Here is a 25,203-nt window from a genome sequence, read left to right on the forward strand (position 1 = left end):
AGAATATCTGTTCAAAGTGGAACAGACCAGTACACAACTGGAACCAGACTTTAGCCCAGCTTTCTATTATATTTGGAGATAGGCTCAAGCTTAATATTTAAAGACTGACACAGTTAATGTAATACAACCGTTGGCGATCTGATATTATCCCGAAAGATATTCCAAAAGCTCAGCATTTGCGGCATTCTTAATTATTCTTGCTCTTGCCGGACCAACGTTATAAATTTTCTCGATTAACTCTGATTCCGTCTTATTGTGCAAATCCCTTAGGGTTTCTATACCAGCTTCATTTAGCTTTTCTTTCTGCCAGTGAGTTAAGAGTTGCAAAACAGAGATCGGTTTACTCATCATATTTGCCAAGGACTCTTTGAAATTCTCTTCAGATTTCATCTCCTTTTTGAGATCCGAAATAGCTCGGTATGCACTATGGTTTTTACCAAACTCAGGGAATTTCTTTACAGAAAGCGCATTAAAAAAAGCAATAGCCTCATTCGAAGGGTTTGCTTGCAATGCAATAATACATCCAAACTTAACCTCATATCTTGAGCCAAGTTCTGACCGAGTAGCCCGGATGCTTGAGTCGATCTTTCTGATTATACCTGTATAGGTTAACAGTCTCAAAGATTCTTTCACTGTTTCTGGGGAATCTTTATGGATCCAAAAATAAACGCTAGTCTCATTTAGGTCTTTCTCTTTCCTCGACTCATTGTATTTATTGATAGCCGAGAGAACCTCATTTTCTAAAAAATCTCTTCCCCAATCAATTAGCTTTTGATGGCCTTTATATTTTTCGCCTAATTCTGTATGCTCAGTCCAGATTTTCCCTCGGTAGAAATCCTTTATTAATGAATTCACCTCGTTTGTCCTGAATTTGGGCAGGTCTTGTATCGTCTTTAGTAACATACGTGGATTACCACCACAGCCAAGCGCCAGTGTGTTGAAGAGGCTTTTATTCTGATCAATGGTAACCTTTAATTTATCATCCGCCTGATTGTAAACAATCGCTTGAAAATATGTCAAATAGTCACTGTCTTTGATGTTCCTCTCTAGTTTTTTGAAAATACAATCATGTAACGGTTCAAATGAGTCACCAAAATATGTTACTCCGGGGTATATGGCCGCATTACAAGTGATAAAGGGAGATCTCAGGTCTTTATATAGGCTAAAAAATTGTCTTTGTTGTTCAGGGCGGAAAACATGTGCTGCTTCATCGAAAAAGAAATAGATCCTATCTAAACCATTCTCTTCGCATATTAATTGAATGGCATCTTTAACATCTTCAATGTCTGGCAAAAGATCAGTGTCTACATTGGATGCACCACGATATGAATTCTCAAAATCCTTAACTATTTTTTTAAGGTCATTCTCTATTTCGTCCTCCCGTTCCCTTTCATCATTGCTTAACAAATTGGATGAATGTTTGGAGACCACCAGTCCATTCTTTCTTAGCTTATTAATTAATGCCTTTAGCGATTTGGCTAACATCCAGTGGTAAAATTGTAAATGGTCGTCCGTATCAATCAGCGAGCTTATGTTAAATGAGACATAAACAGGGATGCTTTTCGGTTGATCTCTTTCAAGATTCAATTCCGCCACTCTCATTAAAAAGGATTTCCCAGTTCCTCTAGATCCTTCTAGTAAGCAGGGTTCTGGTGAAAGCAGTGATGAAAGAATATTCAAATCACTTTCATTCATCACAGACAGGTCTAATATATCCTCTGGCTTTATACTTTCAGTTCTTAAATAAAATGTCGACATCTATAGTTCTTTTGGCCCTCCCATAAGTTCTCTAATCGGCCCTATAAAATTAAGCTCTTCGGAAACGAATTCCATTGAATCTAACTGACTTGTTGGAAATGTTTTTAAATACCGACAGCAGTAAACGAATAGCAGTGTTTCCGATACTCTGCTAAAAAGTTCGAAGTAAGATTTTAGTAATTCAGAATTCATTTTGATTACAATACCGCTTTTGATCCAGGTTTGGAAGTTCCCATGTACGAATTCGGAAAGTGTCCTGTAGCTTTTTGAAGCTAAATCAAGGTATTCTTCAGTGAAGTCATCTAGCTCAGGAAAAAATGCACTTACAAACCTCTTAGACAAAACACCATTCTCTTCATCAATCAATTTAGACCATTTTATATCACTTTTTCCACTCAACCATTCGATGTGCTCCAATTTATGAATTGAAAAATAAGCAACGCTTAACCCCATTTCAAATGCTAATCTCAAAGTTGAAAAAGCTTGACGATATAAACCCAGCCCTAGACTTAAAGTTGCCGCCTCTAGTTGGCTGCTTACTGTCCCTATAAGTTCTTTTTCTTGCGAATCCGCAATGAAGTTGGAGAAATCATAGATGCAAGTAGATAAATGATGGGCATTACCAAACAGCTGTTTTTCTTTCATTGATTCCCTAAATATTTCCTGACACTTGGAATTAACTTCCGTAAAATATGTTTCGATATTCATGTGCTTCGTTTTTAGAAATTACTACCAACGATAGTATAAACCACACTCTGTCCAAGCCTTGGTGCCTATACTCTCTAAAGTCGTAGGTTGAGCCCCGTGCAAAACTCCTAGTCATTTACCCTATGTAAACTATCATTTTGCCCTTCCATTTCCTAACCCTCATCCGAGCAGATCAGCGGATCTACCTCTTTGGTAGTAATCTTCGTATAAATTGCTGCGGTTAGCCAATGCCCCCTACTCCCCTTCCTTCTTTTCCTTTGCCAGCTTCCTGAGTTCCTCCAGGGGTAGGTTGTGCAGGGCGGTGAGCCATTCCACGGCCTGCTGCTCGTCTTCTTTGCGGGCCAGCTGGTGCAGAGCATGGCCGGGCGGCACCACCTCCCTGCCCGGCGAGAAGCGAAACAGGTCGTTGGGTGTGCAGTTGAGTAAATGGCACAGCTTTTCTATGTGATCGAGCCGGATGGCACGGATTTCCTCATTGGCCATTTTGTGTGCCAGATTGGGCGAAATGCCATTCCGAACCAGGTAACCATAGGGCTGCCTGATCCAACGTACCCGAAGCACCTGCAGTAAGTTGAAAGTAAGCATGAGTTTGGCTTTTAGTATAAAAAATTTACCTTTTGTGCATGAACTACCCACTTAAAAGAATAGCCATTTCACTTAAATGGTAAGTAATTTAAATAAAAAACTATCTCATTTGACAAAAAATAGAAGCTATTTCAGCAAAATAAAAATCTGTTGAATCAACAAGGTAAGTTTGGTCATTTAAAAACTTAGTAAGAGGAGTAAAAGAAGAAGTAGTCTCATCTAAATACAGAATGCTCTGTCTATAAAGAGAAGTATAGCCAACCAAAAGACATAGAATGTCATCTAACCACATACTTATCTTGCCTTGAAGAGTAGTAGAGTCAATAAAATACAAAGTAAGTTCAATCGGATACAAGGTTTCTCGATACAAACACTTGCTCTGTAGGGTGTTTATTCCTTGCACCATTAGAAGCTCCGTCAAGCTTCAGTTGGCGGCGAAAGCTATCTCGCACCGCTCCTTTTCCAGCAACGACATCACCTTTTCCAGCTGAAAAACCTTTTTTGTTGCCTGCATCCTTTCGGCAGCTTCTTTCTTCAGGTCTTTTCGGTGGATGGCCTCCACGAATCGCCTTACCTCCTCTTTGTCGGACAGAATGAGTGCTGGAACCGTAGTTAGCTTATCGTTATCGTCTTTGGCCACCATGGTAAAGTAGCTGTTGTTGGTATGCTTCACCACGCCGTCCTTTACGTTCTCAGCCACCACGTGAATGCCCACCACCATGGAGGAATTGCCCACGTAATTGATCGACGCTTTCAACGAAACGAGATCACCCACCTCCACTGGTTGCAAAAAATCTACGGTGTCGACAGAAACCGTGACACAATAAGCCCCCGAGTGCTTGGTAGCACAGGCATAGGCCACTTTGTCCATAAGCGACAGCAGAATGCCACCGTGGATTTTGCCACCAAAGTTGGCGTAAGACGGAATCATGAGCTCAGTAATGGTGACCTGAGAGTAAGCTACGGTTCTGGGATGTGTGTGCATTTTGAGAGCATCTTATTTGAGAATGCCAACGCCTGACAGGCTACCGCTGGCACTCAACCTTTTGCCCAAATTAACCATAATTCCTTCCGTAAAAAATATTTCACTGCGCCGCAAATCAACGGATCGGGCAATCCCATATCTTTCCGCATTTATACACCATCAACCGTTGACCCTGAATGAAAAAACTCGCTCTTCACTGGCAGATTATTATCGGAATGATCGCCGGCGTTCTGGCAGGCCTTTTGGCCGGCTCTCTTGGCACCTCTGCATTCATCAGGGTTTGGATAAGCCCCTTCGGCACCATTTTCATTAACCTGCTGAAGCTGATCGCCGTGCCGCTGGTGCTGGTGAGCCTCATTGTGGGCATGAGCAACCTGAAAGACATCAGCCGGCTGAGCCGCATGGGTACGAAGACCTTCGTTTTGTTCCTTCTCACCACTATCATGGCCATCACCATTGGCCTCCTCACCGTGAACATCATCAATCCCGGCCTTTCTTTCTCCCCTGAAAAACGGGAAGAGCTGAAGGCGATGTACTCTTCGAAGGTGGAAGAAAGGAGTGCGATGGCGCAGGATTTTCAAACCAAGGGGCCGTTGCAGTTTGTGGTGGATGCCGTGCCGGAAAACCTGTTTATGTCGCTGGGCGATAACAAGCGGATGTTGCAGGTGATTTTCTTTGCCCTGATTTTTGGCATTGCCATGGTGATGCTGCCCGAAAAGCAGACGGAGACTGTCCGTAAGTTTTTTCTGGAAGCCAATGACATTGTGCTGAAAATCGTGGACATCATCATGAAGTTTGCTCCCTATGGTGTGTTTGCCCTGATGGCTGGCATGGTGGCCGACTTCTCAAGCGGCGGCGGGGTGCTTGAGCTGTTTCAGGCACTGGGGCTTTATTCCTTTGCCGTGATATTTGGACTATTCATGATGCTGCTGCTGGTGTATCCGCTGATGCTCAAAATTTTTACCAAAATCCCGGTGAAGAAGTTTTATCAGGACATTCTTCCGGCGCAGATGCTGGGCTTCAGCACCAGTTCCAGCGCAGCGGCGCTGCCAGTAACCATGAAGTGCAGCGAAGAAAAGCTTGGCCTCAGGGAAGAGGTGACGAGCTTTTGCCTGCCGATTGGCGCCACTGTGAACATGGACGGCACCAGCCTTTACCAGGCAGTGGCGGCTGTCTTCATTGCTCAGGCCTTTGGGGTTGACCTCAGCCTGGGGCAGCAGCTTACGATTGTGCTCATGGCCACGCTGGCCTCTATTGGTGCTGCTCCGGTGCCCGGTGCAGGCATGGTGATGCTGATCGTGATTTTGCAAAGCGTGGGGCTGAATGCTGAAGGCCTGGGGCTTATTTTTGCTGTCGACAGGATACTTGACATGTTTCGTACGGTGGTCAATATTACCAGCAATGTGACGGTGGCGGCCATCGTTGACCGGATGGAATACAAGCAAACCTAAACATCATTTGTTATGTTTGAGGAAGTATTGGCATTACTTTCGAAAACAATAAAAATGACGCTCAAAAAGTACCTTACCATTCTCCGGCTGGTTTACATTTCTCTCATGTCGACCCTGGCCCTCTTCACGATGGTTTCTTTCTTCGTTTTCTTCTCCGGCGAGGGGGCCACTATCATTCCCACGGGACTGCCCAAATATGCCATCCTCGCTGTGGCACTGGCGACACTGGCAGGGTGGACGTTTACAGGAAAGCTGCTGAAAACTGATCCTAACATTCCTTTGCAGCAAAGGCTACAGTCGTGGTACAACTACAAGGTGATCAGAGGGGCTGTGCTGGAAACAGTGGGCCTGATTGGCGTGGTTGGGGCTATCGTTACCTACGACCCGCTTTACTTTCTGGCACCTGTCTTCATTTTTGGCATTTTATTCACTGTTTTGCCCTCAGAAAGACGCATTCAGATCGACCTTGCCCTGAGTGAGGAAGAAATGGAAGAGTTGAAAAAACTGAATCAATAAAGAAAGATCGGTGGCAGGAAAAGAGCATTTGTACTTCATCATTCACAAGCCCTATGGTGTGCTGAGCCAATTCACCGACGAGGACGGTAATCCCGGCCTGGGCACCCTGTTCAAGCTGCCGAAGGATGTGTATCCCGTAGGCCGACTGGACACCGACAGCGAGGGGCTGCTGCTGCTCACCAACGACAAAGGGCTGAACGCCCGGCTGCTTCACCCCAGCAATGAGCACAAGCGCACTTATTGGGTGGAGGTGGAAGGCGTGGTGGATCACAAGGCACTGGAGGCGCTTGCCAAAGGCCCCGTGATCAGGATCAAGGGAAAAGAGCACAATAGCCTGCCGATTGAGGCAAAGGTGATACCCAGCCCCGAGGCGCTGGGAGAAAGAAATCCGCCGGTGAATCACCAAAAGTACCCCAACACCACGTGGCTGGAAATGAGGCTGATTGAAGGCAAGAACCGGCAGGTGCGGCGCATGACGGCGGCAGTGGGGCACCCCACGCTCAGGCTGGTGAGGGTGGCCATTGAGGAGTTGGGCCTGTTTCCATTAAAGTCGGGGGAAATTAGGCAGATTTCAGGAAGTGTTTTGATGAGAAAGTTACATTTGGGATAGAGGTGAAAGACTCTCTTAGCTACCTGAAATTCACCTGATCCTTTTGCCCTTAAGCCGGGCAGGCTCTTACTTTTTCATGACAAAAAGTAAGCAAAAGTCTACGAAAAATTAACGCACAAGCCAAGAACGCTCACCCAGCCACCATTTTTCGCCCGCCCTCCTTCAAGGGCACCATTCATCTTAATGATCTATCTTTACTGAAAGATACTTGGCTAACTCTTTTTTGAGCGCCATTGATCTCATTATTGTTTTTGTAAATCCGCTTAACATTCAATGAAATCGATAACCATCAACAATCTGCCCGACGACGTTGACGAAAAAGAAATGTCGATGATTGTGGCTGCAAAGCTGTTTGATCAAGGGAAACTATCGTCCGGTCAGGCGGCGGCTATCGCAGGGATTTCCAAACGGGAGTTTATCGAGAGTGTAGGAGAATATGGTGTCTCCGTGTTTCAACAATCGGCAGAAGACTTGCTTAATGATGTTGAAAATGCTGCGAGGAGAAAATAACGATGGAAAATAGCCTTAGACCTCCGTACATTGCTTACCACCATGCCGAGAGCCACAAATGAAAACTAACTTCCCCGCATCATTTTCGAACAGGCTGCAAGCACAAATGGGAGCCGAGGCATCGTTGCTGCTGGAGGCTTTGAGTACCGACTCTCCTACCTCCATTCGCATCAACACGGCGAAGTTTCATGCTCCGGTGCAGCTGGAAAAAGTGCCGTGGTCGACCAATGGGTATTACCTGCAGGAAAGGCCCTCCTTCACCCTTGATCCGCTGATGCATGCCGGTGCCTATTATGTGCAGGAGGCCAGCTCCATGTTTTTGGAAGAGGTCGTGAAGCAGTCGGTAGATCTTTCACAACCCCTGAGAGTCCTCGACTTGTGCGCAGCCCCGGGTGGCAAGTCTACATTACTTGCGTCTATTCTCAGTCAGGGTTCTTTGCTGGTGTCGAACGAGGTGATCAAAAGCCGGGCGGAGATACTGGCCGAAAACATGACCAAGTGGGGCGCTCCTAATGTGGTAGTGAGCAACAACGACCCCAGGGACTTCGACAGGCTGGAAGGCTTTTTTGATGTTATCGTGGTCGACGCCCCCTGCTCAGGCGAAGGCTTGTTTCGCAAAGACCCCAATGCCATCAATGAGTGGTCGCCCGACAATGCCCACCTGTGCTCCGACAGGCAACGAAGGATTTTGATGGACGTGTGGCCGGCGCTGAAACCAGGGGGCGTGCTGATTTACAGCACCTGCACCTACAACCCCGCTGAAAACGAGCAAAACATCCAGTGGCTCTCAGAGCAAACGGAGTTGGAGCCCGTCAGCCTGTCGGTAGACGCCGGGCTGAATATCAGGGAGGTGCAAGCTGCCAACAATGTGGTGGGTTACCAGTTCATGCCTCACCTGGTAAAAGGAGAAGGCTTCTTCGTTTGCGCAGTAAGAAAGCTGGATGGCGACGAATGGCAGGCTCCGAGAAAAGATAAGTCTCCGTTGGCCCCAACCGGCAAGAAAGAACAGGCAGAAGTAGCTCCCTGGTTGACCGACGAACGGGACTATTTCCAGCACTATGAAAACATTCTGGCGATGCCACAGGGCGATAACCCGGCCTGGGGGGCAGTGATCAGAGAGCTGCGCATTGTACAGGCTGGCGTGCTGGTGGCCGAGGTCAAGAAAAAGAATTTGGTACCTGCCCCTGCTTTGGCGCTATCCACCATTTTCAAAAAAGATACCTTCCCGGCCTGGGAGCTTGACCTGAGACAGGCTTTGCAATACTTGCGCAAAGAGGAATGGCCCATCGACAGAGAAAAAGACGGATGGCACCTGATGAGCTATGAACAACTGCCCCTTGGGTGGATCAAGCGGATTGCTACCAGGTTCAACAACTACTATCCGTTGCATTGGAGAATCAGGATGGAGCTGCCTGGGGAGTTGCCAAAGGTTGGTTTGTTGGACGTAGGTAACTAAGAAAGGTGATGATTTTGCCGGGCTGAAGGCAAGGCCATGTATGAAGACACACATGAGAAAAAATGGACTGCTGGCAGCCAAAGTGCTACCAGCATCCAATTAACGTAATAACTATTTGATTGAATCGCCTTTGTGAACGGTCATTTCCAATAAATCATATTGCTTCCCTATTTCTTCAGGATCAGGGCCTGGTAAGTGCCTTAAGTGCCTGTCGAAAAATGAGGTGGTTAGCTTAGTGACAATTTCCATTCCCTGATAAGGGTCAATGTCGCCAGTACCCGCAAGTGACTGAACGGGAATCATAAAGGGAATATCCATGAAATTCGGGTGCCCTGAATGGAGCAGTTTACTTTCATAGAAGTAGTCCGTGCTCTTGTTGAGATAAATATGGGAGTTAACGTCTTCATGTTCGGCAGGCCAATCCGCCGAAATATAGAGGAAAGGGATATAGTAAGTGCTGTCGATCGTGTTGCCCCATGAAATGCCATCCAAATTTGCCGCTGCTTTTACCCGGCTGTCCATAGTGGCCACCACACCGGCTGCCCCACCACCTACTGAATGACCAAAAACGCCGATTTGACTCAGATTTAGTTTGCCTTTCAGTACGCCGTCAGTGTTCCACTTTTCCAGCAGATCCATCGTGTAAATCATGTCTTCAGCCCATCGATTATCTACTCCGGCCATGAAATAATTCTTTGCTGCTTCCCGCACAATCGGATGCCTCTCTTCATAACTGAGACCACTTTTGAAGGCTTCAATCAATGGCTCGACCACTGGCTGAGATTCGGCGGAAATTTCGCTCTGGAAGTCATAATCAAAGTACTTTACTCTCCCATCAGGAAAGGTGGCGCCCAAACTTTCATAGGTGTGATTCATGTTGACGATCACATAGCCCTGGCTGGCCATCTCGGTCAACAAGGCATAGTATCCCGTTGCTTTTGACCCATAACCATGAGAAAAAATTAGCACGGGGAAGGGGCCATCCGCTACCGGAATATGAGGATAGACATAGGTTTTTACCTGATCAAGATAACTGTGCGCTGAGGGTGGCAGGCCATACTTGACAGAGAAGCCGGCCCTGCTTCCTTCATCTACATACTTCTCGCCTTTCAGCGATGAAACTTCCACATCGCTTGGATACCAGATTTTATACATCATCTCTCGCTTATCGGTAGAATCTTTGGTGATGATCTCATCACGCTCTGTTTGCACGTAAACCAATTCAGTACCCACGCTGTAAGGGCCCCGTGGTTCTGGCAAGGAGAAAACAGGGAGGAGCTTTGGAAGTGCCCAAGCAGGCAGTAGCAAAATAATCAATCCCAAATACCCGATCACCCTAACAAAGGACACACGGGGAGGCTCAGTGGCATCAACAGCTTTTACCCTCCATCCCACTAAAAGCGTGAGTAGGTAAGCAGGAAACATTTGCCAGCGCCAACCTTCTACAGCCAGGTGCAAGGCCAGCAACACCCCGAGGAATACTAAAACGTAATTGGCCCGAATGTGCCGGACAATGGGCCGCTTGACAAACGGTAAAATGGATACGACCAGCAAAAGGATAATCTCGAATGTTCTCATGCACCAGTTAAGTTTTGTAGGACAAAATGCTTTTTACAAAACTAGGCTGAGGGTGGTTCAGATGCGATGTTAAATCCGTGCGCAAACTCGTTATCCGTCGATTAAACCCAACATCTATGTCAGCTGTAATCCAAAAATGGGATTTTGCTAGCCCAGTAAGAAGAAGGTTGGCGCCTGATGTGCACCACCAGCTACCCTGGATGAACCAAACCGATTGCTACCCGTTTTAACAACTATTTTCCGCTACTTTTGAGGATAAGTATTGAGCTGCCGGAAGATTTAACTCCCTCATTTTTGAACCACCATGCTTAAAAACATCAACTTCAAACTTGCAGTCCACGCCATGATAGCCCTGCTATCGCTTGTGCTGGTGTACCACCTCACCATTATCACCGGCCTTATTCCTTATGAAGCCACCTGGGGTGGGCGACTTCAAAACAGGGAGCAAATGCTACGGTTCGAAACGGTCAGCATTTTGGTGAACCTGTTTATTCTTACCGTCATCCTGATCAAGGGAGGCTATTTGAAACTAAAACTGCCAACTATGGTATTAAAGGTTTTGCTTTGGGCGTTTGCTGTGCTTTTCGCTCTCAACACCGTAGGGAACCTGGCCTCCACCAGCGTGCTTGAACTTATCATTTTCACCCCGCTGACAGCCGCAGCGGCTGTCTTTTGTGCGAGGTTGGCGATTGAGCCATAAATAACCGCAATGGCGTGAGTCCTATACCAAGCTCTTTAGTTACTCCGCACTTTTATCGCTCTTCTTAGCGGCTTTGGCAGCTCTTTTTTCTTTTAGATTCTTGGCAGGCGCTTTCTTTGATTTATCATTATCCTTCGACATAAGCTTTTGATTTAAAGTGACAAAGAAGGTGATGTGCCTTTGTAAGATTTTTACATGTGAAGACACACGAAAAAAGACAACGCTTCTCCGATGCCAAGGTGAAGAAATGTAAGCGTTAAGGCGTTACACTATCAAAGGGCATTTTTACATATATCCCATGTTTGGGTAGTTGAATAAACATTCAGGTACAGAAACACCTAATCGGCGATGAAAACAAGACATGCCACACGTAAGGAAAGTATTCTGCCAGCCTTTTATCTAAAGTATTTCACAATCATCCGGGCACCCACATACGCCGAAGCAATTTGCACCCAGGCAATGATCGGGCTAAGCATATACACAATCGCCGGGAATTCCTTCCATAAAGTACTCAGCACCCAGGACACAAGCATGATATACAAAATATTACCAATGAGGGAGGGAATAAGTTTGAAGCCCAACGTGTAAATGGGATAAGAAAAGGTGGCCACAATGACCACCATTAGTCGGGTTATTTCTTTCGACCAACCTATTCTTGAGTAAATGAGAAAAATGGCAAGAACCATGAGCAAAAACAGGCCCAGCCACACATACCTGACCACATCGTTGATCCAACCTGGCTTATCTACTACCTCTTGAGCGGTGGCTTTCATTTTTGCTGCTATTAAGGTCTAAATTTCATCCTTTTGACTTGCTTCGTCTGCACTTTTCGCTGCAATAGATCACCTCGCTCCAATTGAGTTCCCATTTCTTTCGCCAGGCAAACGGCCTTTCACAAACGGGGCAAATTTTGGTCGGCAAATGCGGCTTTCTCATTTACTAAAATCTGGCACCTCACTCACTCTGGCATAGGGAAAATCGGCGACCTTCTCAAGTTTGTAATAGGAGTTTAGGCCTGAAATACCAACACCGTCTGCCACCCCCAGGTCAATATATCCCTGCTTATTTATCGCTTCGTCGGGCACAACCAGGTGTTCAATTTGCCCCACAATCATGGTTGTGCCTGTGGATTGGATGACGACATCTTCCACGTGCCTCAAACCGATTTTAAGCGTGCTTTCCTTCACAAAAGGCGCATGGAAATCATACAACGTCTCCTCCGTCAAGCCACAGGCATCAAACTCGGACACGGCATGATCAAATTTGGCCGACGTATAATGGGCATTCTTTATGAACGACGTACGAATATGATTGATGGTAAACCACCCATTGTCGAGGATATTCTCCTGCGTGTGCCGCCGCACCTCCTCGCTTGGGCGCACAATGAAACCTAAATAAGCTGGATTACTTCCAAGATGCACCACAGAGCTGATAATCGCCAGGTTGGCTTGGCCGGCATTCGACCGGGTACCAATTAAATTGCCCGGTTTTATACCGGAAATAGAATTGATGATATTGAGTCGCCTGACCTTTTCTGTATTGACTAAATCGGTTTTTGAGAGATACATCTTAGTTGTTTTGGGTAGGTGTTTATCGAACGAAAAAGGGTAACCGTTTGCTGATTTTATTGTGTGTAATCTGGCGTTGGCTGGTACATTTGAAACGATCGATCGCTCCGCTGCGCTTTTTCAAATGCTTTTGGCTGACGCCACTGTTCACCCGCTTGCGCCAAAGCCTGAAACTGGACGCTTTCAACGTCTTTCTCATAAGATCAATCACTTCTTTTTCTGGCAACTGAAACTGGTGTTCAATCGCCTCAAAAGGCGTGCGATCTTCCCAGGCCATTTCGATTACCCTGTCTATGTCATTTTGTGCGAGTTGGCTCATTGACGCTTTGCGTAGTAGCATTCATTCTAAGAACCACTGGGAACCAAAACTGTTTGTATTTGAGCCAGGAAAGTCTCGTACTATGTTTCTCAATAACTATTTGGAGTGACTAAACCCGATCGGCATGAGCTATTGAGCCTGCTCTTGACAGCTGGGAGATTTAGCCAGAGCTGCAAGGCTTCATCATTCCTGCCTCTTCCTCGCAGCCTTGAATTCACTTGCGTCGTACCATTTGGGGAAGTAATCTTCATTGGCCAACCTTAGGCCCACCTCAAACATCAACTGGGCATCAAATTGCACGCCGGTCAAATTGGTGGTCGCAGGGTCGTATTCATCGGAGGGTTGGTGGTACCTGTAAGTTTCATAGTGGTCAGCCATTTCTTTGATCTGCTCCACGGAGTAGTCAAACCCCTCATAGGTACCAGAGGCGTACAAAGCAGGAATGCCGATTTTGGCGAAGTTGAAGTGGTCGGAGCGGAAGAAGTAGCCTTTCTCCTTGTTGGGATCGGGGATCACATAGCGGCCCTGTTTTTTGGCAGCGGCGGCGGCATACTCATCCATTTCAGAGTGCCCGAAACCGGTAATCGTCAGGTCTTTCATGCGCCCGGGACTGGACAACGCATCCATATTGATATTGGCGACCGTTTTTTCCGGATCATAAATGGGATGCTCTGAATAATACGCCGAGCCTAGCAAGCCTTGCTCTTCGCCAGTTACGGCTATAAACACAATAGATCGCTTGGCCGGTGCTTCTTTTTTGAAGGCTTCAGCAATGGCCAGCAAACAGGCAGTGCCCGACGCATTGTCGACGGCGCCATTATAAATGGAATCGCCATCGATGGGACGGCCCACACCAAAATGATCCCAATGGCCGGAGTAAATAATGTACTCGGCCTTTTGGTCGGTGCCGGGCAGCAAAGCCACCACGTTTTTGGACACGTCTCTTTTGATGCTGTTGGTAACTTTTACAGACGCTGTGAAGCCAAGTGGCACGGGCTTGAATCCTTTGGTTCTGGCCATTTGGTTGTAATCTTTGTTCTCCATAGTGGTGGCGGCAAACAATTCGTCCGCTGCCTGGGTAGAAATCCACCCCTGCACATCGGCCACGGGCCGGTCGCTTTCCAGATTGAGCTGAGGGCCTGTCCAGCCCGACTGAATCACATTCCAGCCGTACGACGCCTTCTCGGTTTCGTGGATAATGATCACTCCTGCCGCTCCCTGTCGGCCTGCTTCCTCATATTTGTAAGTCCAGCGACCGTAGTAAGTCATTTCATCACCTTTGAATAGCGTAGAATCGCCCGACTTAAAACCCGGGTCGTTGACCAGCACCACGGCCGTTTTACCAGCCCAGTCGATGCCTTCGTAGTCGTTCCAGCCATACTCCGGTGCCACAATGCCATAACCGGCAAACACCAACTCCGATTTCTCCAGGCTCACTTCGGGCGTGGGCTTGAGCGTTAACGCCACAAAATCGTCGAAGTAGTCCAGCTCCATCTTTTTGCCAGCGCCCGCTATCACCATCTTTTCTGACGGCGTGCCTGTAATCTCCACCATGGGCACCTCCTGAAAATAGCTGTCGCCATTGCCCGGCTGCAAACCGAGTTTGGCAAACTCGTCTTTTAGATAATTCACTGTTTTCGTTTCTCCTTCGGTGAAAGGCATCCTTCCCAAAAATTCATCGGAGGCCAGCTGACCGATGTGCTGGCCGATGGTGGATTGCTCTACTGTGGCTGGGTTGGCTTCTTGTTTTGTTTCAGGGCTGCAGGCAGCCAGTACGGCTAGCAGTGCCAGGGAGGTATATTTTTTCATTGTGATCAGGTTCATGAGTGGTTTTAAAGTTTGCTAGCAAAAACACAGAATGATGGAGATTATTTCTCCATTATAAAAGTAGAGGCTTAAGGTGAGGTTCTCTGACTTGAATATAGGTTTAAAGGGCAAGGGGAGCAAATTCGAAGGGAACATGCTTATCAATAGCTTCGATAAACTGGTCAATGCCAGTTCTCGCTAGCCATTTTAGCGATAGTAGGAATAAGTAATTTTAAGAATTCAGGAAATTCAGAAAAATAAATCAACTGACCTTCCCTGGCAGACAGAATGTGATGTGGTTCTTCTTTATAGAAACTGGAATCAAAAAGGTGGACAAAATCGAATTGAGCGAACAACCGGTCGAGATTCTCAAAACCCAATTTATAACGCTCCTCAATTTCGTTGTCAGGCACAAAGTGACCCCCATTCTCCACTCTAATACGTACTCTCTCCTTCGCTTTTTCGACAGAGTCCAGGCAAAAAAAGAATAAATTTAACTCAAAACCCGCTGCACGGAACATCTCTGGCCAGTGCATTGGCGTTGAGTTAAAGTTTGTTTCATAACAAAAATCCCGCTGTAGCTTAATAGAGTTTGTCACCGAATCTTTTAGTAATTGCCTGGTTTTGTTGTGTGCAATCTCAGCCCGAAGTTCTGAATCATACATTGCGTTATAGACCTTCAGAAACTCCTTGTCGTAGTCAAATGATTCAACTCCTATTGGTGTAACTGCCTTGGCATAGGAAGACTTCCCAGATCCATTGCAACCGCCAATAACAAACAGCCTGGCCTTAGACATTAATTAAATTGGGGGGAAGGAGTAGGCTTTTTTGTCAACTTTTCGGAAGAAAGCTTTTCCTCATATACTTTGATTTCCTTTTTGATTCGAGGCATTTCCCTCTTGAACTTTTTCTGAAGCTCTTTCAAGAATTCTTCTATCGTGTTATGATCTCCCACACACAAATTTATAAAATTTCAAACTAAGCGGCAATGCTGTAGTGGTTTACCCAAAGCATTTAGCAAACATCGTCCACACTACCCTTGCGATTTGAAAATCAATCGTGGTGTCTTGAACCACTTCTTGTAGGAGATGATCAATCCAAACGGATGTATATCAATTGCCGAGCTATGCATTTGCTAACCTTAGTGTGTCGGGGGCTACTTGTAGTTTTTCTTATTCGGATCAGAGATACTACTGCGCCTTCGGGGTTTCTCCGAACAGATTAAAAATCCCGAAGAGCGACCGTATCAACTATGCGATGCTACTCTCTAAGTATCCCCGTTTCAAATCCATCGATACTCTCAGTATTTCTATTCTTCCAGTAGTCTTCAATTCCCTCAGTTCCTTGCTTTGTAGACCAGTCGTTTAAGATAGTTCGCTCTTCCTTGAAATCCATATACGGCACGGCAAATCCGCACGACGTTTGCACCAAATCGACATGCATTTCAATGATTTGCCTGGAGCCCGTGTTTTCAGGAAACTGACCGATATATTCCTGGAATTTGCTGTCTCGTTTATGATAGATCTTAGCGTTTCCATAAAGCCTGAGAATCAAAGGCTTCCCTTCAAATGCACAGAACATAACCGTCATTCTATCATTCTTCAATAAATGAGCGGCTGTTTCGTTTCCGCTTCCTGTTAAGTTGAGCCAAATAATTTTGTTGTCATCCAACACCCGAAAGGCATCGGTACCCTTGGGGGATATGTTCACCCGGCCTTCCCCGGCCGCAGTCCCCACAAAAAATATTTTTTGATTCTCAATGAATGTCTTCAATTCTGGTGTGATGGCATCTAATCTCTTCCCCATTCTTTTCTAATTACTGCCGCAAGCGGATGTCCCCGCCTATCGGGTGATGAAGGTATCGATTTCTGGTAAATTTCTGAGCTGAAAGTAGGTCGTTTTAGGGTGAGGAGGCCCTGCCTCGTGGATCGAGACACCCTGGATAACCTAGGAAGATCCCCCAGGGGTTCAGCCGACACTAGCTTTCACTTCTGAATTGTCTTCCGCAACATGGGCAATACGCTAGCGATGCTGGTCAATCAAAATCACATTGCCATCGGGATCGGTGACCATCATGCTGGCCGGGCCGGACGTTTTGGGGTCAATTTCCTTCCCCGTTTCAATGCTCTCACCTTTCAGGTGTTGCTGAATTTCTCTGATGTCATCGAAGCTTGCTATGTCTTTGCCATTTTCGTCCCAGCCTGGGTTAAACGTCAAAATATTGCCTTCAAACATGCCCTGAAACAGTCCGATCAGTGCATTCTCATTTTTGATGATGAGGTAGTTTTTCTCGACATCGCCCCCTAAGACAGTAAATCCGAGTTTTTCATAAAACTGTTTTGAAGCCCTTAGGTCCCTGACACTAAGACTTACTGAGAATGCACCTAGTTTCATATGTGTAAAATTTGTTTTTCAACGGCCACATGGAATAGCCAAAACCTTTTGGAAGCGATAGTCGACTGTTCTCCGACTTTATTCATCGTTCCACGCCGGTCCGCTGGGTAGGGTATTCCTTATGGCTATTTCATATTATTAAAATTTTCAGGTTATCACTTCAATCGCTCCAGCTTGCCTTTTCGCTTGACTATGTTTTTATAGTCCCACTGAATTTCTCTGGACTTTCCGAGCCATCGCTGCAATTTAGTTACATCGATTTCTTCAACGGCTTCGTAAAAAATAGATGCGTCTTTGAACTTCTCACCTCTTACAGCTAAATCCTCTTCTTCAAAATCAGCTCCGCTCCAAAACATCAGCCGCATCCCCTTCTTTTGCTTGCTGTACCCCACAATCGGATTGCCTTCCAAAAACCAAACAGGATGAGCATGCCAGATTTTGCTTTCGGCCTCCGTCAAAACGCTGTCGATTATGGTGGCAAGCAAGTCGCAGATTTCGTTGTCAACTGCCGCTTGGCTTTCGTTATACGATTTTATCCCTGCATTCATACTTTCAAAAAATTCGATTAGACGAGCATTCGTCTCCTTTCTGGAAGCACAATAGACCACAAGGGTTTTTTTTTCCCCAGCCCTACATAAACATATCTCTTAACAACAGCAATTCCAAGGTCTAAGATCAAGGTCGGGACAGCAGCTACCTAAGATGACGATCAGCAAAAAAATGCACAGCAGTGTAACAACAGTCCCCTACCTCCTCCTCCACCTTGCCCACTTTTAAACACACCTAACAAAGCAAAGATCGTTGTACTCGATGCAGGCATTTCTGACCATACCGTTACTACTCTTTCATTGTCATTGACATAAGAACATCCCTCCTCAGACTTAAAGCACTTGGCAATAGCCAGTGAAAATGGTTATACTCACAAAATTTTTGGTAGATAAGGATGCGGCAGGTGAGCGAAGGAAACAATATCGAAGAAGCGTTTAGGCTAGATCCCTTTTTTGAACTATCTCCTTATTTGCTGTGCATTGCCGGATACGACGGCTACTTCAGAAGAATAAACCCTGCCGTGTGCAAGCTACTGGGATACAGCCAGGAAGAACTATTGGCAAGGCCCATCAGCGATTTTATCTACCATGAAGACAGGCATCAAACAAAAGTCCACCGGGATGCGCTTTTAAAGAATGTTCCGCTGCTGGATTTCGAGAACCGATATGTAACGAAAGGTGGGGAAGTGGTTTGGCTTTCCTGGAATTCGATGCCCTACGATTCGAAGCAACTCGTTTATGCTATTGCAAAAAACATCACCCACAAGAAAAGGATAGAAGAAGGAAGAGAGGCACTGCTGGCTGACCTCGCCGAGGCAAACAAGGACCTGAAGCAACTAAATTACACGACCTCACATGACCTGAGGTCTCCGGTCAACAACCTCCTTACGATAGTTGATCTGTTGGGGAACTCAAATATTCAGAGTAAAGTTGCTCTTGAGCTAATTCCTATCCTTAAGTCTGCTACAGAGAACCTCAATCAAACACTCAACGACTACCTGAACATTATAAGCCAAAAAGAGAGCCAGGTTGCTCCGATTGAAGAACTCGACCTGAAGCAAGTGTTGAGCACTGTAGTCAACTCTATCAATTCTTTGGCGAAAAACGCCAACGCTCAATTTGAAATTGACTTTTCGGAAGCAACCCACATCAGATTTAACAGGGCCTACCTGGAAAGCATCTTTCTCAATCTTATTACCAATTCGATCAAGTACCGGAGGCTCGATGTGGCACCGGTGATCTCCATTTCGAGTATCAGGTCGCACAATGCCATCCAACTTGTTTTCGCAGACAATGGGCTTGGTTTTGACATGAGCAAAGTAAAAGGGAAGATATTCGGGCTACACCAGCGCTTTCACAACCACAGCGACAGCAAGGGCATCGGCCTCTACCTGGTGCATAGCCATGTAACAAGTCTCGGCGGAAGCATCGAAGTAGCAAGTGAAGTCAATAAGGGGACTAAGTTTACCATTTCATTCAACGAGTGAAATGGTAAAAATCACCTCGCCTCCACCTCAAATGGTATCCACAGCCACTTTGTAGGTCGGATCTTCCATCACATTCACATCAATCAGCTGATCGGCATTTTGCAGCAGTTGTTTGCAGTCGGGGCTCAGGTGCTTCAAGTGCAGCTTTTTGCCCACTTTCTGGTAGCGCTCCGTAATTTTGTTGAGGGCCTCTATGGCCGACATATCCACCACCCGGCTCTCGGCAAAATCGATAATGACCTCGTCGGGGTCGTTGGCCACATCAAATTTTTCATTGAAAGCAGCCACCGAGCCAAAGAACAGGGGGCCATATATTTCGTAGTGCTTTACTCCTTCAGCGTCGATGCTCTTTCTGGCTCTGATTCGCTTGGCGTTGTCCCAGGCAAAAACAAGTGCAGCAATGACTACACCCACCAGCACCGCCAGGGCAAGGTTGTGCAGAAACACAGTGACGAGCGTCACCATTACCATCACAAAAATATCGGACTTGGGCATTTTGTTGAAAGTCCTCAGGCTGGCCCACTCAAACGTGCCAATCGACACCATGATCATCAAGCCGGTAAGTGCCGCCATGGGCAGCTTTTCAACTAGGCCTGCGCCAAACATGATAAACACCAGCAACATCACAGCCGCCACAATGCCCGACAAACGGGCCCTGGCACCTGAAGAAACGTTGATAAGGCTTTGGCCAATCATGGCACAGCCGCCCATGCCGGAAAACAAGCCGGAAAGGATATTGGCAGTGCCCTGGGCCACTGCTTCCTTGTTTCCCCTGCCCCTTGTTTCGGTTATTTCATCAACAATGTTAAGCGTAAGCAAGCTTTCGATCAGCCCTACGCCTGCCACTATAGCGGCATAGGGAAAAATGATGGCTAGCGTTTCGAGGGTAAAAGGAACTGAAGGCAGGTGAAATGGGGGAAAGCCGCCCTGGATGGAAGCAATATCGCCGACCGTCTTGGTGTCGATGCCAAAGAAATAAACGATGCCAAATACCAAAAGAAGGGCGGTTAAAGCGGCTGGAACGGCTTTCGTCAGCCGGGGCAGCCCCCAAATGACGAGCATAGTCAATAACACGAACCCAAGGAATATGTACAGTTGGCTACCCGACAACCAGTTGCCTGCGTCATCTTTGAATTGCGCCAGCTGCGACATGAAAATGATGATGGCCAGGCCATTCACAAAACCAAAAATAACCGGGTGAGGTACCAGGCGCATGAACTTGCCGAGACGGAGCGTGCCAGCGGCCAGCTGAATAATGCCAGCCAGGATCACCGTGGCAAAAACATATTCTACTCCGTGAGACACCACCAGCGAAACTATCACTACGGCTACTGCTCCTGTGGCACCAGAAATCATGCCCGGTCTTCCGCCGAAAATGGACGTAATCAGGCCCATGACAAATGCAGCGTAAAGTCCTGTGAGGGGAGACAGCCCTGCAATCAAAGCAAACGCAACAGCCTCAGGCACGAGGGCCATAGCCACCGTAAGACCTGATAAAATTTCAGTTTTATAGTTGACCTTTTGTGAGAGGTCGAATAGGTTAAAATACTTTTTCATTAAAGTTTGATAAATGGCTTTTCACTCAGGGAATAGTGGCCCCAGGAGGAAATCAATATATTGTATTCGGAATTTATGGATGGGCGTTAAGCAGGTTGTTGGCTTGCCCTCTATTCATTTTCGGACTGCAAAGGTAGGGATAATCCGATGCAAACGAATCATTGGGTTTGAAAATACATCGGCTTATTTTGCATAGCTACCGCTTATATGCCCTCTTGTCGGTGCAAAGCAGGCACTTTGTGTATATTGTGATTTACCTGATCCTATTCAACTATGAAACTACTATCTTTAAAAACAGCCCTGCTCTGTTTCTTCCTCGGCTGCTTCCTCGGCTGCAGAGAACAAAGCGACAAGACATCAAACGAGAGCAAAACCTGGGTTTTTATCATGGCGGGCCAGTCGAACATGGCAGGACGGGGCGTTGTGGAGCCGCAGGATACGGTAACTAACCCCAGGATACTGACAATAGATTCGCTGGGTAACGTAATCAAAGCCAAAGAGCCGCTGCACTTTTACGAACCAAGCAGGGTGGGCCTCGACTGCGGCTTGTCTTTTGCCAAAACCCTTCTGTTTGAACTCCCAGGAAACGACACCATCATGATCATACCAACTGCTGTTGGTGGAAGCGCCATGTCGCAATGGCTGGGCGACTCTCTGTATCGCAACGTAAAGCTTCTCTCGAACTTCAAAAAAAAGGTGGCGATTGGAAGGCAGCACGGAGAAATAAAAGCCATTCTCTGGCATCAGGGAGAAAGCGACGCTAACGATAGGTCAATTGAAGCCTATCCGAGCAAAATTCCCCAGCTGTTGAGCACTTTCCGATCCATCGTTCAAAACGATTCATTGCCAGTGTTAATGGGCGAGCTTGGCAGCTATTCCAACAACAATGACTATTGGCAGATGGTGAACAGAGCGATTCACGAGTATGCTGCTAGCGACAAAAATGTATCGGTGATTAGTACACAGGATTTGATTCACAAGGGAGACACCATACACTTCAATTCGCAGGGGCAAAGGGAAATTGGGAAACGATTTGCGGAGGGTTATTTGAATCTGACTAAATCAGCTTCTGGAGGGTGAATTTTCCAACCAATACCCCTACCCTAAAGGGTGGACTGGAAAATTAACCTCGGCAAAAAAGTGACTATAAGTAAAAAAATGAAACGAATTTAATGACAATAGATGAACTACAGAACTTTAGATAAAACCAACTTCAATATCTCAGAAATCTCGCTTGGCACCTGGCAAGTGGGTGGTAAATGGGGCTCGCCATTTAGCGATGCCGAAGCTGACAAAATCATCAACACGGCTATTGATCGGGGTGTTAACTTCATTGACACAGCCGATGTATACGAGAACGGCCTGAGTGAAACGGCTGTAGGTCGGGTAGTTCGTTCCCGATCAGAACGCATTTACGTAGCCAGCAAATGCGGCAGACAAATCAGCCCGCACACTAGCGAAGGCTATCAGCCTAAAGTGCTCCAGAAGTTTGTGGAAGATAGCCTCAGGCGAACAGGCCTGGAAGCGCTGGATTTGATCCAGCTGCACTGCCCCCCTACTGAGGTCTACTATCGCCCCGAAATATTTGAGCTGTTTGAGCGACTGAAAGAGCAGGGGAAGATTCTTAATTTGGGCGTCAGCGTTGAAAAAGTGGAAGAAGCGTTGAAAGCCATTGAGTACGACAATGTGGCTACCGTGCAGATCATCTTCAACCTGTTTCGTCAGAGGCCTTCAAAGCTGTTTTTCAAAGAAGCTAAAAGAAGGAATGTGGGCATCATTGTGAGGGTTCCGCTGGCCAGCGGCTTGCTCACCGGCACCTACCATGCAAAAACAACTTTCGATTCGGGAGATCACCGAAACTTCAATAGGAATGGGGAAAAATTCGACAAAGGAGAGACTTTTTCGGGTATCGACTATGACCTGGGCTTGAAAGCCGTCGATGAACTGAAGGCACTATTTCCGGGCGTGACCAATCTGGCACCCATTGCTCTCCGGTGGATACTTGGCTTTGAGGAAGTAAGCTGCATTATTCCCGGCGCATCGAAGGTTGAGCAGGTGTTGTCCAATTTATCCACCTACGACACGCCGCCACTTACAACAGCGCAGGTAATGGCGATGAACAAAATTTATGAAGCATACATCAAAAAAGAGGTGCACCAATTGTGGTGAGTACCCATTTCCGAAGCACTAAATCAACTTTATGAAGTCAATTAATGCCTGTTTTTTCGCAATGTTGCTAATAGCTGGCAGCTGCTCAAGCCCGAAACCCACTCAGCCACCAGGCCCCAACCCTGCCATCGACAGCCTTTTTGAAGCGTACAATCAATTCAAGCTTCGGATCAACCCCATAGAAGCCACCAAAGCAGGTGAATCTGAATACAACGACAAGGTAGCCAACTTCATTGCTGACGACTACCAGGCAGACCTTATAGAGAACTACACCAATTTTCTGGAGGCCCTTAGTGAATTCGACTCCACCATGGTGAGCCCGTCGCAATGGATGAGCATGCAGGTGATGGCCTGGGATTGTAAGATCAAACGAGAGGGCCTCACCAATACAATTGTGACCATGGCATCGCCTATTTACAACCTGCCCAACTTCGAACTGATGCCCATCCTTCAAATCCAGTCGCTGCACCTTTACTTTTCGCAGCTAGCCGGGGGGCAAAGCGTTCAGCCGTTTAATACAGTGAAAGATTATGACAACTGGCTGAAACGGATCGATGCGTACCTGCCCTTTTTGGACACCTGTGTGGTAAAGATGAGAGAGGGAATCGCCACGGGCATCGTGCCTCCCAAAACCCTTATTAAGAAAACCATTCCTCAACTGGATGGCTTTATCAACGACCCGCTATCCGAGCACTTGTACTACGCCCCTATTCGCCAGATGCCTGAGAGCTTTTCGTCAGAAGAAAAGGAAAGGCTCGCCAGCGTCTACAGCGACGCCATTCAAAACAAGCTCAAGCCGAAGTACAAAGAGCTGCAAGACTTTCTCGTGAACAGCTATTTGTCTGCTGGCATGGAGACCTCCGGACTTGGGGCTTTACCCAATGGTCCCGAAACATACAATTACCTGTTGCGGCTGCACACCACCACTAACCTGACGGCCGATGAGATTCATGAACTGGGTAAAAGTGAAGTAAAAAGGATTTTGGCTGAAATGGAAAAAGCGAAAGCTGCGACCGGCTTTGAAGGCGACATGAAGGCCTTTTTTGAGCATGTGCGAACCAGCAAAAGCCAAATGCCTTACACCGAACCAGAGCAGGTGATTGCCAGCTTCAACACAATAAGGACACGTGTCGAAGCCAGACTGGTGGAGGTATTTGACCTGAAGCCCAAAGCCACTTTCGACGTGCGAAGAACGGAAGCGTTTCGGGAAGCCTCGGCCAGCGCAGAATATGTGCCAGGCAGCAAAGATGCCACGAGGCCAGGCACCTTTTATGTGCCCATCCCAGATGTAACAAGCTACAACAAGTTTTCAGATGAGGCCCTGTTTCTTCATGAAGCTGTACCGGGGCACCACTATCAGCTTTCGCTGCAGCAGGAAAACGCTGACCTGCCTGAGTTTCTGCACCCGGAGAGCCTGGGTGTGTTTGTGGAGGGTTGGGCCTTGTATGCCGAGTCGCTGGGTAAGGAGCTTGGGCTGTATGAAGACCCTTACCAGTATTTCGGCATGCTCAGCATGGAAATGCACCGGGCGATCCGGCTAGTTGTCGACACGGGCATACATGCCAAAGGCTGGACGAGAGAGCAAGCGATCCAATATTCGCTCGACAATGAAGCAGAATCCGAAGCCTCCATTATTGCGTCTATCGAGCGCTACATGGCCACACCCGGTCAGGCTGTTTCCTACAAAATAGGCCAGCTGAAAATTCAGGAGTTGAGAAAAAAGGCTGAGGCTACCCTTGGTGACAAGTTCAGCATCAGGGAGTTTCACAATCAGGTGTTAAACTCAGGGAGTTTGCCATTGGTTCTTCTGGAAAAGAAAATCAACGGTTGGATTGAGAAAATAAGGTAACTGATTGATAATAGAAACAATGGTCACAGTATCTAATATCAGTATGTTTGTACTACTATCAGTCTTCGCTTTACCCAGTGACGTAGGCAAACTTTTAATACCGCTCAAAGCGATCAACCGAAGTTCAACGAATTCCATAGTGCTGACCGACATTGGCGAATTTGGCTTGCTGAGAAAAGAAAGACCCGGCATTCCGGCGCACTATCACACTGGCATTGATATCAAAAGACCTTCAGACAACTATATCAGCGAACCCATTTTTGCCATCAGTGAAGGCGTGGTAATCAGCAAACGGACAGACGGGCCTTATGCCCAACTAATTATTGAACATCAGGATGAAAAGGGAAAATTTTGGACTCTATATGAGCATATCGCTGGTGTTGAAGTAGAGTTGTATCAACCAGTAACCCCCGACAGACCAATAGCACGGTTCATGAACACAATGGAGCTGGATAAACATGGCTGGCAGTTCGACCACTTTCATTTTGAAGTATTGAAAGTGGCACCAACTCCCCTCCAAAAAGACACAACGAAACCAGAAAGGTATTTTTCCTCATATACATTGGCTTGCTATACCAGAGAGGACTTGAGAAAGTACTTTCATCATCCTTTGGAGTTTTTGAGCGAGCGGTTATGACCGAATGCTGTA

At 46.7% G+C, this 25,203-nt stretch carries 26 protein-coding genes; 11 read left to right on the forward strand and 15 right to left on the reverse strand.

The window, feature by feature from the left end; all coding sequences use genetic code 11:
* Positions 1-144: 144 nt before the first annotated feature.
* The 4 genes from AAC052_RS24610 to AAC052_RS24625 all read right to left on the reverse strand — a co-directional run bounded on the left by AAC052_RS24610 (position 145) and on the right by AAC052_RS24625 (position 4,036).
* Positions 145-1,758 (reverse strand): hypothetical protein, encoded by a 1,614-nt coding sequence (locus AAC052_RS24610; RefSeq protein ID WP_339815864.1) that lies wholly within the window; start codon positions 1,756-1,758, stop codon positions 145-147.
* On the reverse strand, positions 1,759-2,466 hold the full coding sequence (locus AAC052_RS24615) for a hypothetical protein (RefSeq protein ID WP_339815865.1): 708 nt from the start codon (positions 2,464-2,466) through the stop codon (positions 1,759-1,761).
* 234 nt (positions 2,467-2,700) lie between these two features.
* The gene (locus tag AAC052_RS24620) at positions 2,701-3,051 is read right to left on the reverse strand and encodes a helix-turn-helix transcriptional regulator (protein ID WP_339815866.1); all 351 of its coding nucleotides are present in this window, start codon (positions 3,049-3,051) and stop codon (positions 2,701-2,703) included.
* A gap of 424 nt (positions 3,052-3,475) precedes the next feature.
* Positions 3,476-4,036 (reverse strand): acyl-CoA thioesterase, encoded by a 561-nt coding sequence (locus AAC052_RS24625; RefSeq protein ID WP_339815867.1) that lies wholly within the window; start codon positions 4,034-4,036, stop codon positions 3,476-3,478.
* Positions 4,037-4,212: 176 nt separating this feature from the next.
* Between AAC052_RS24625 and AAC052_RS24630 the strand changes: the two genes are divergently transcribed.
* From AAC052_RS24630 to AAC052_RS24650, 5 genes are all read left to right on the forward strand, one after another.
* Positions 4,213-5,487: a dicarboxylate/amino acid:cation symporter gene (locus tag AAC052_RS24630; RefSeq protein ID WP_339815868.1), complete on the forward strand. Its 1,275-nt coding sequence runs from the start codon at positions 4,213-4,215 to the stop codon at positions 5,485-5,487.
* A 12-nt stretch (positions 5,488-5,499) separates the two neighbouring features.
* Positions 5,500-6,003: a hypothetical protein gene (locus tag AAC052_RS24635; protein ID WP_339815870.1), complete on the forward strand. Its 504-nt coding sequence runs from the start codon at positions 5,500-5,502 to the stop codon at positions 6,001-6,003.
* Positions 6,004-6,013: 10 nt separating this feature from the next.
* Positions 6,014-6,613, forward strand: coding sequence for a pseudouridine synthase (locus AAC052_RS24640; protein ID WP_339815871.1), 600 nt, complete (start codon positions 6,014-6,016; stop codon positions 6,611-6,613).
* A gap of 273 nt (positions 6,614-6,886) precedes the next feature.
* Positions 6,887-7,123 (forward strand): UPF0175 family protein, encoded by a 237-nt coding sequence (locus AAC052_RS24645; RefSeq protein ID WP_339815872.1) that lies wholly within the window; start codon positions 6,887-6,889, stop codon positions 7,121-7,123.
* Positions 7,124-7,181: 58 nt separating this feature from the next.
* Entirely contained in the window at positions 7,182-8,579 is a 1,398-nt protein-coding gene (locus AAC052_RS24650; RefSeq protein WP_339815873.1) for an rRNA methyltransferase, read from the forward strand.
* Positions 8,580-8,690: 111 nt separating this feature from the next.
* Here AAC052_RS24650 and AAC052_RS24655 read toward each other — a convergent pair whose 3' ends face one another.
* A complete protein-coding gene (locus tag AAC052_RS24655) occupies positions 8,691-10,157 on the reverse strand; it encodes a hypothetical protein (protein ID WP_339815874.1) in 1,467 nt (488 codons plus the stop codon).
* A gap of 304 nt (positions 10,158-10,461) precedes the next feature.
* Between AAC052_RS24655 and AAC052_RS24660 the strand changes: the two genes are divergently transcribed.
* A complete protein-coding gene (locus AAC052_RS24660) occupies positions 10,462-10,857 on the forward strand; it encodes a hypothetical protein (RefSeq protein WP_339815875.1) in 396 nt (131 codons plus the stop codon).
* Positions 10,858-11,252: 395 nt separating this feature from the next.
* On the opposite strand, the gene AAC052_RS24665 is transcribed toward AAC052_RS24660, so the two are convergent.
* From AAC052_RS24665 to AAC052_RS24705, 9 genes are all read right to left on the reverse strand, one after another.
* Complete coding sequence (locus AAC052_RS24665; protein ID WP_339815876.1) at positions 11,253-11,630, reverse strand: hypothetical protein; 378 nt, start codon at positions 11,628-11,630, stop codon at positions 11,253-11,255.
* A gap of 25 nt (positions 11,631-11,655) precedes the next feature.
* Positions 11,656-11,793 (reverse strand): DUF2256 domain-containing protein, encoded by a 138-nt coding sequence (locus AAC052_RS24670; protein WP_339815877.1) that lies wholly within the window; start codon positions 11,791-11,793, stop codon positions 11,656-11,658.
* Positions 11,790-12,425, reverse strand: coding sequence for a flavin reductase (locus tag AAC052_RS24675; protein WP_339815878.1), 636 nt, complete (start codon positions 12,423-12,425; stop codon positions 11,790-11,792). The genes AAC052_RS24670 and AAC052_RS24675 overlap by 4 nt, the downstream gene beginning before the upstream one ends.
* 22 nt (positions 12,426-12,447) lie before the next feature.
* On the reverse strand, positions 12,448-12,744 hold the full coding sequence (locus AAC052_RS24680; RefSeq protein ID WP_339815879.1) for a TIGR03643 family protein: 297 nt from the start codon (positions 12,742-12,744) through the stop codon (positions 12,448-12,450).
* Between the two features lie 183 nt (positions 12,745-12,927).
* The gene (locus AAC052_RS24685) at positions 12,928-14,553 is read right to left on the reverse strand and encodes a M28 family metallopeptidase (RefSeq protein ID WP_339815880.1); all 1,626 of its coding nucleotides are present in this window, start codon (positions 14,551-14,553) and stop codon (positions 12,928-12,930) included.
* Between the two features lie 179 nt (positions 14,554-14,732).
* Positions 14,733-15,347, reverse strand: coding sequence for a zeta toxin family protein (locus AAC052_RS24690; RefSeq protein ID WP_339815881.1), 615 nt, complete (start codon positions 15,345-15,347; stop codon positions 14,733-14,735).
* 463 nt (positions 15,348-15,810) lie between these two features.
* Complete coding sequence (locus AAC052_RS24695; RefSeq protein WP_339815882.1) at positions 15,811-16,356, reverse strand: pyridoxamine 5'-phosphate oxidase family protein; 546 nt, start codon at positions 16,354-16,356, stop codon at positions 15,811-15,813.
* A gap of 216 nt (positions 16,357-16,572) precedes the next feature.
* A complete protein-coding gene (locus tag AAC052_RS24700; protein WP_339815883.1) occupies positions 16,573-16,944 on the reverse strand; it encodes a VOC family protein in 372 nt (123 codons plus the stop codon).
* 155 nt (positions 16,945-17,099) lie between these two features.
* Positions 17,100-17,492, reverse strand: a complete 393-nt coding sequence (locus AAC052_RS24705) for a DUF1801 domain-containing protein (protein WP_339815884.1) — start codon at positions 17,490-17,492, stop codon at positions 17,100-17,102.
* 395 nt (positions 17,493-17,887) lie between these two features.
* Here AAC052_RS24705 and AAC052_RS24710 point away from each other — a divergent pair, with 395 nt between their 5' ends.
* A complete protein-coding gene (locus tag AAC052_RS24710) occupies positions 17,888-18,979 on the forward strand; it encodes a PAS domain-containing sensor histidine kinase (RefSeq protein WP_339815885.1) in 1,092 nt (363 codons plus the stop codon).
* Positions 18,980-19,006: 27 nt separating this feature from the next.
* Here AAC052_RS24710 and AAC052_RS24715 read toward each other — a convergent pair whose 3' ends face one another.
* Positions 19,007-20,536, reverse strand: coding sequence for a SulP family inorganic anion transporter (locus AAC052_RS24715; RefSeq protein WP_339815886.1), 1,530 nt, complete (start codon positions 20,534-20,536; stop codon positions 19,007-19,009).
* A gap of 273 nt (positions 20,537-20,809) precedes the next feature.
* Here AAC052_RS24715 and AAC052_RS24720 point away from each other — a divergent pair, with 273 nt between their 5' ends.
* The 4 genes from AAC052_RS24720 to AAC052_RS24735 all read left to right on the forward strand — a co-directional run bounded on the left by AAC052_RS24720 (position 20,810) and on the right by AAC052_RS24735 (position 25,191).
* A complete protein-coding gene (locus AAC052_RS24720; RefSeq protein WP_339815887.1) occupies positions 20,810-21,616 on the forward strand; it encodes a sialate O-acetylesterase in 807 nt (268 codons plus the stop codon).
* Positions 21,617-21,718: 102 nt separating this feature from the next.
* On the forward strand, positions 21,719-22,705 hold the full coding sequence (locus AAC052_RS24725; RefSeq protein WP_339815888.1) for an aldo/keto reductase: 987 nt from the start codon (positions 21,719-21,721) through the stop codon (positions 22,703-22,705).
* 31 nt (positions 22,706-22,736) lie between these two features.
* Positions 22,737-24,554: a DUF885 domain-containing protein gene (locus tag AAC052_RS24730; protein WP_339815889.1), complete on the forward strand. Its 1,818-nt coding sequence runs from the start codon at positions 22,737-22,739 to the stop codon at positions 24,552-24,554.
* A 19-nt stretch (positions 24,555-24,573) separates the two neighbouring features.
* Positions 24,574-25,191 carry a M23 family metallopeptidase gene (locus tag AAC052_RS24735; RefSeq protein ID WP_317488035.1) on the forward strand — a complete coding sequence of 206 codons (618 nt, stop codon included), beginning with the start codon at positions 24,574-24,576 and terminating at the stop codon, positions 25,189-25,191.
* The last annotated feature ends 12 nt before the right edge of the window (positions 25,192-25,203 follow it).

Source organism: uncultured Imperialibacter sp., assembly GCF_963974565.1.
GTDB classification, from domain to species: Bacteria; Bacteroidota; Bacteroidia; order Cytophagales; family Cyclobacteriaceae; genus Imperialibacter; species Imperialibacter roseus.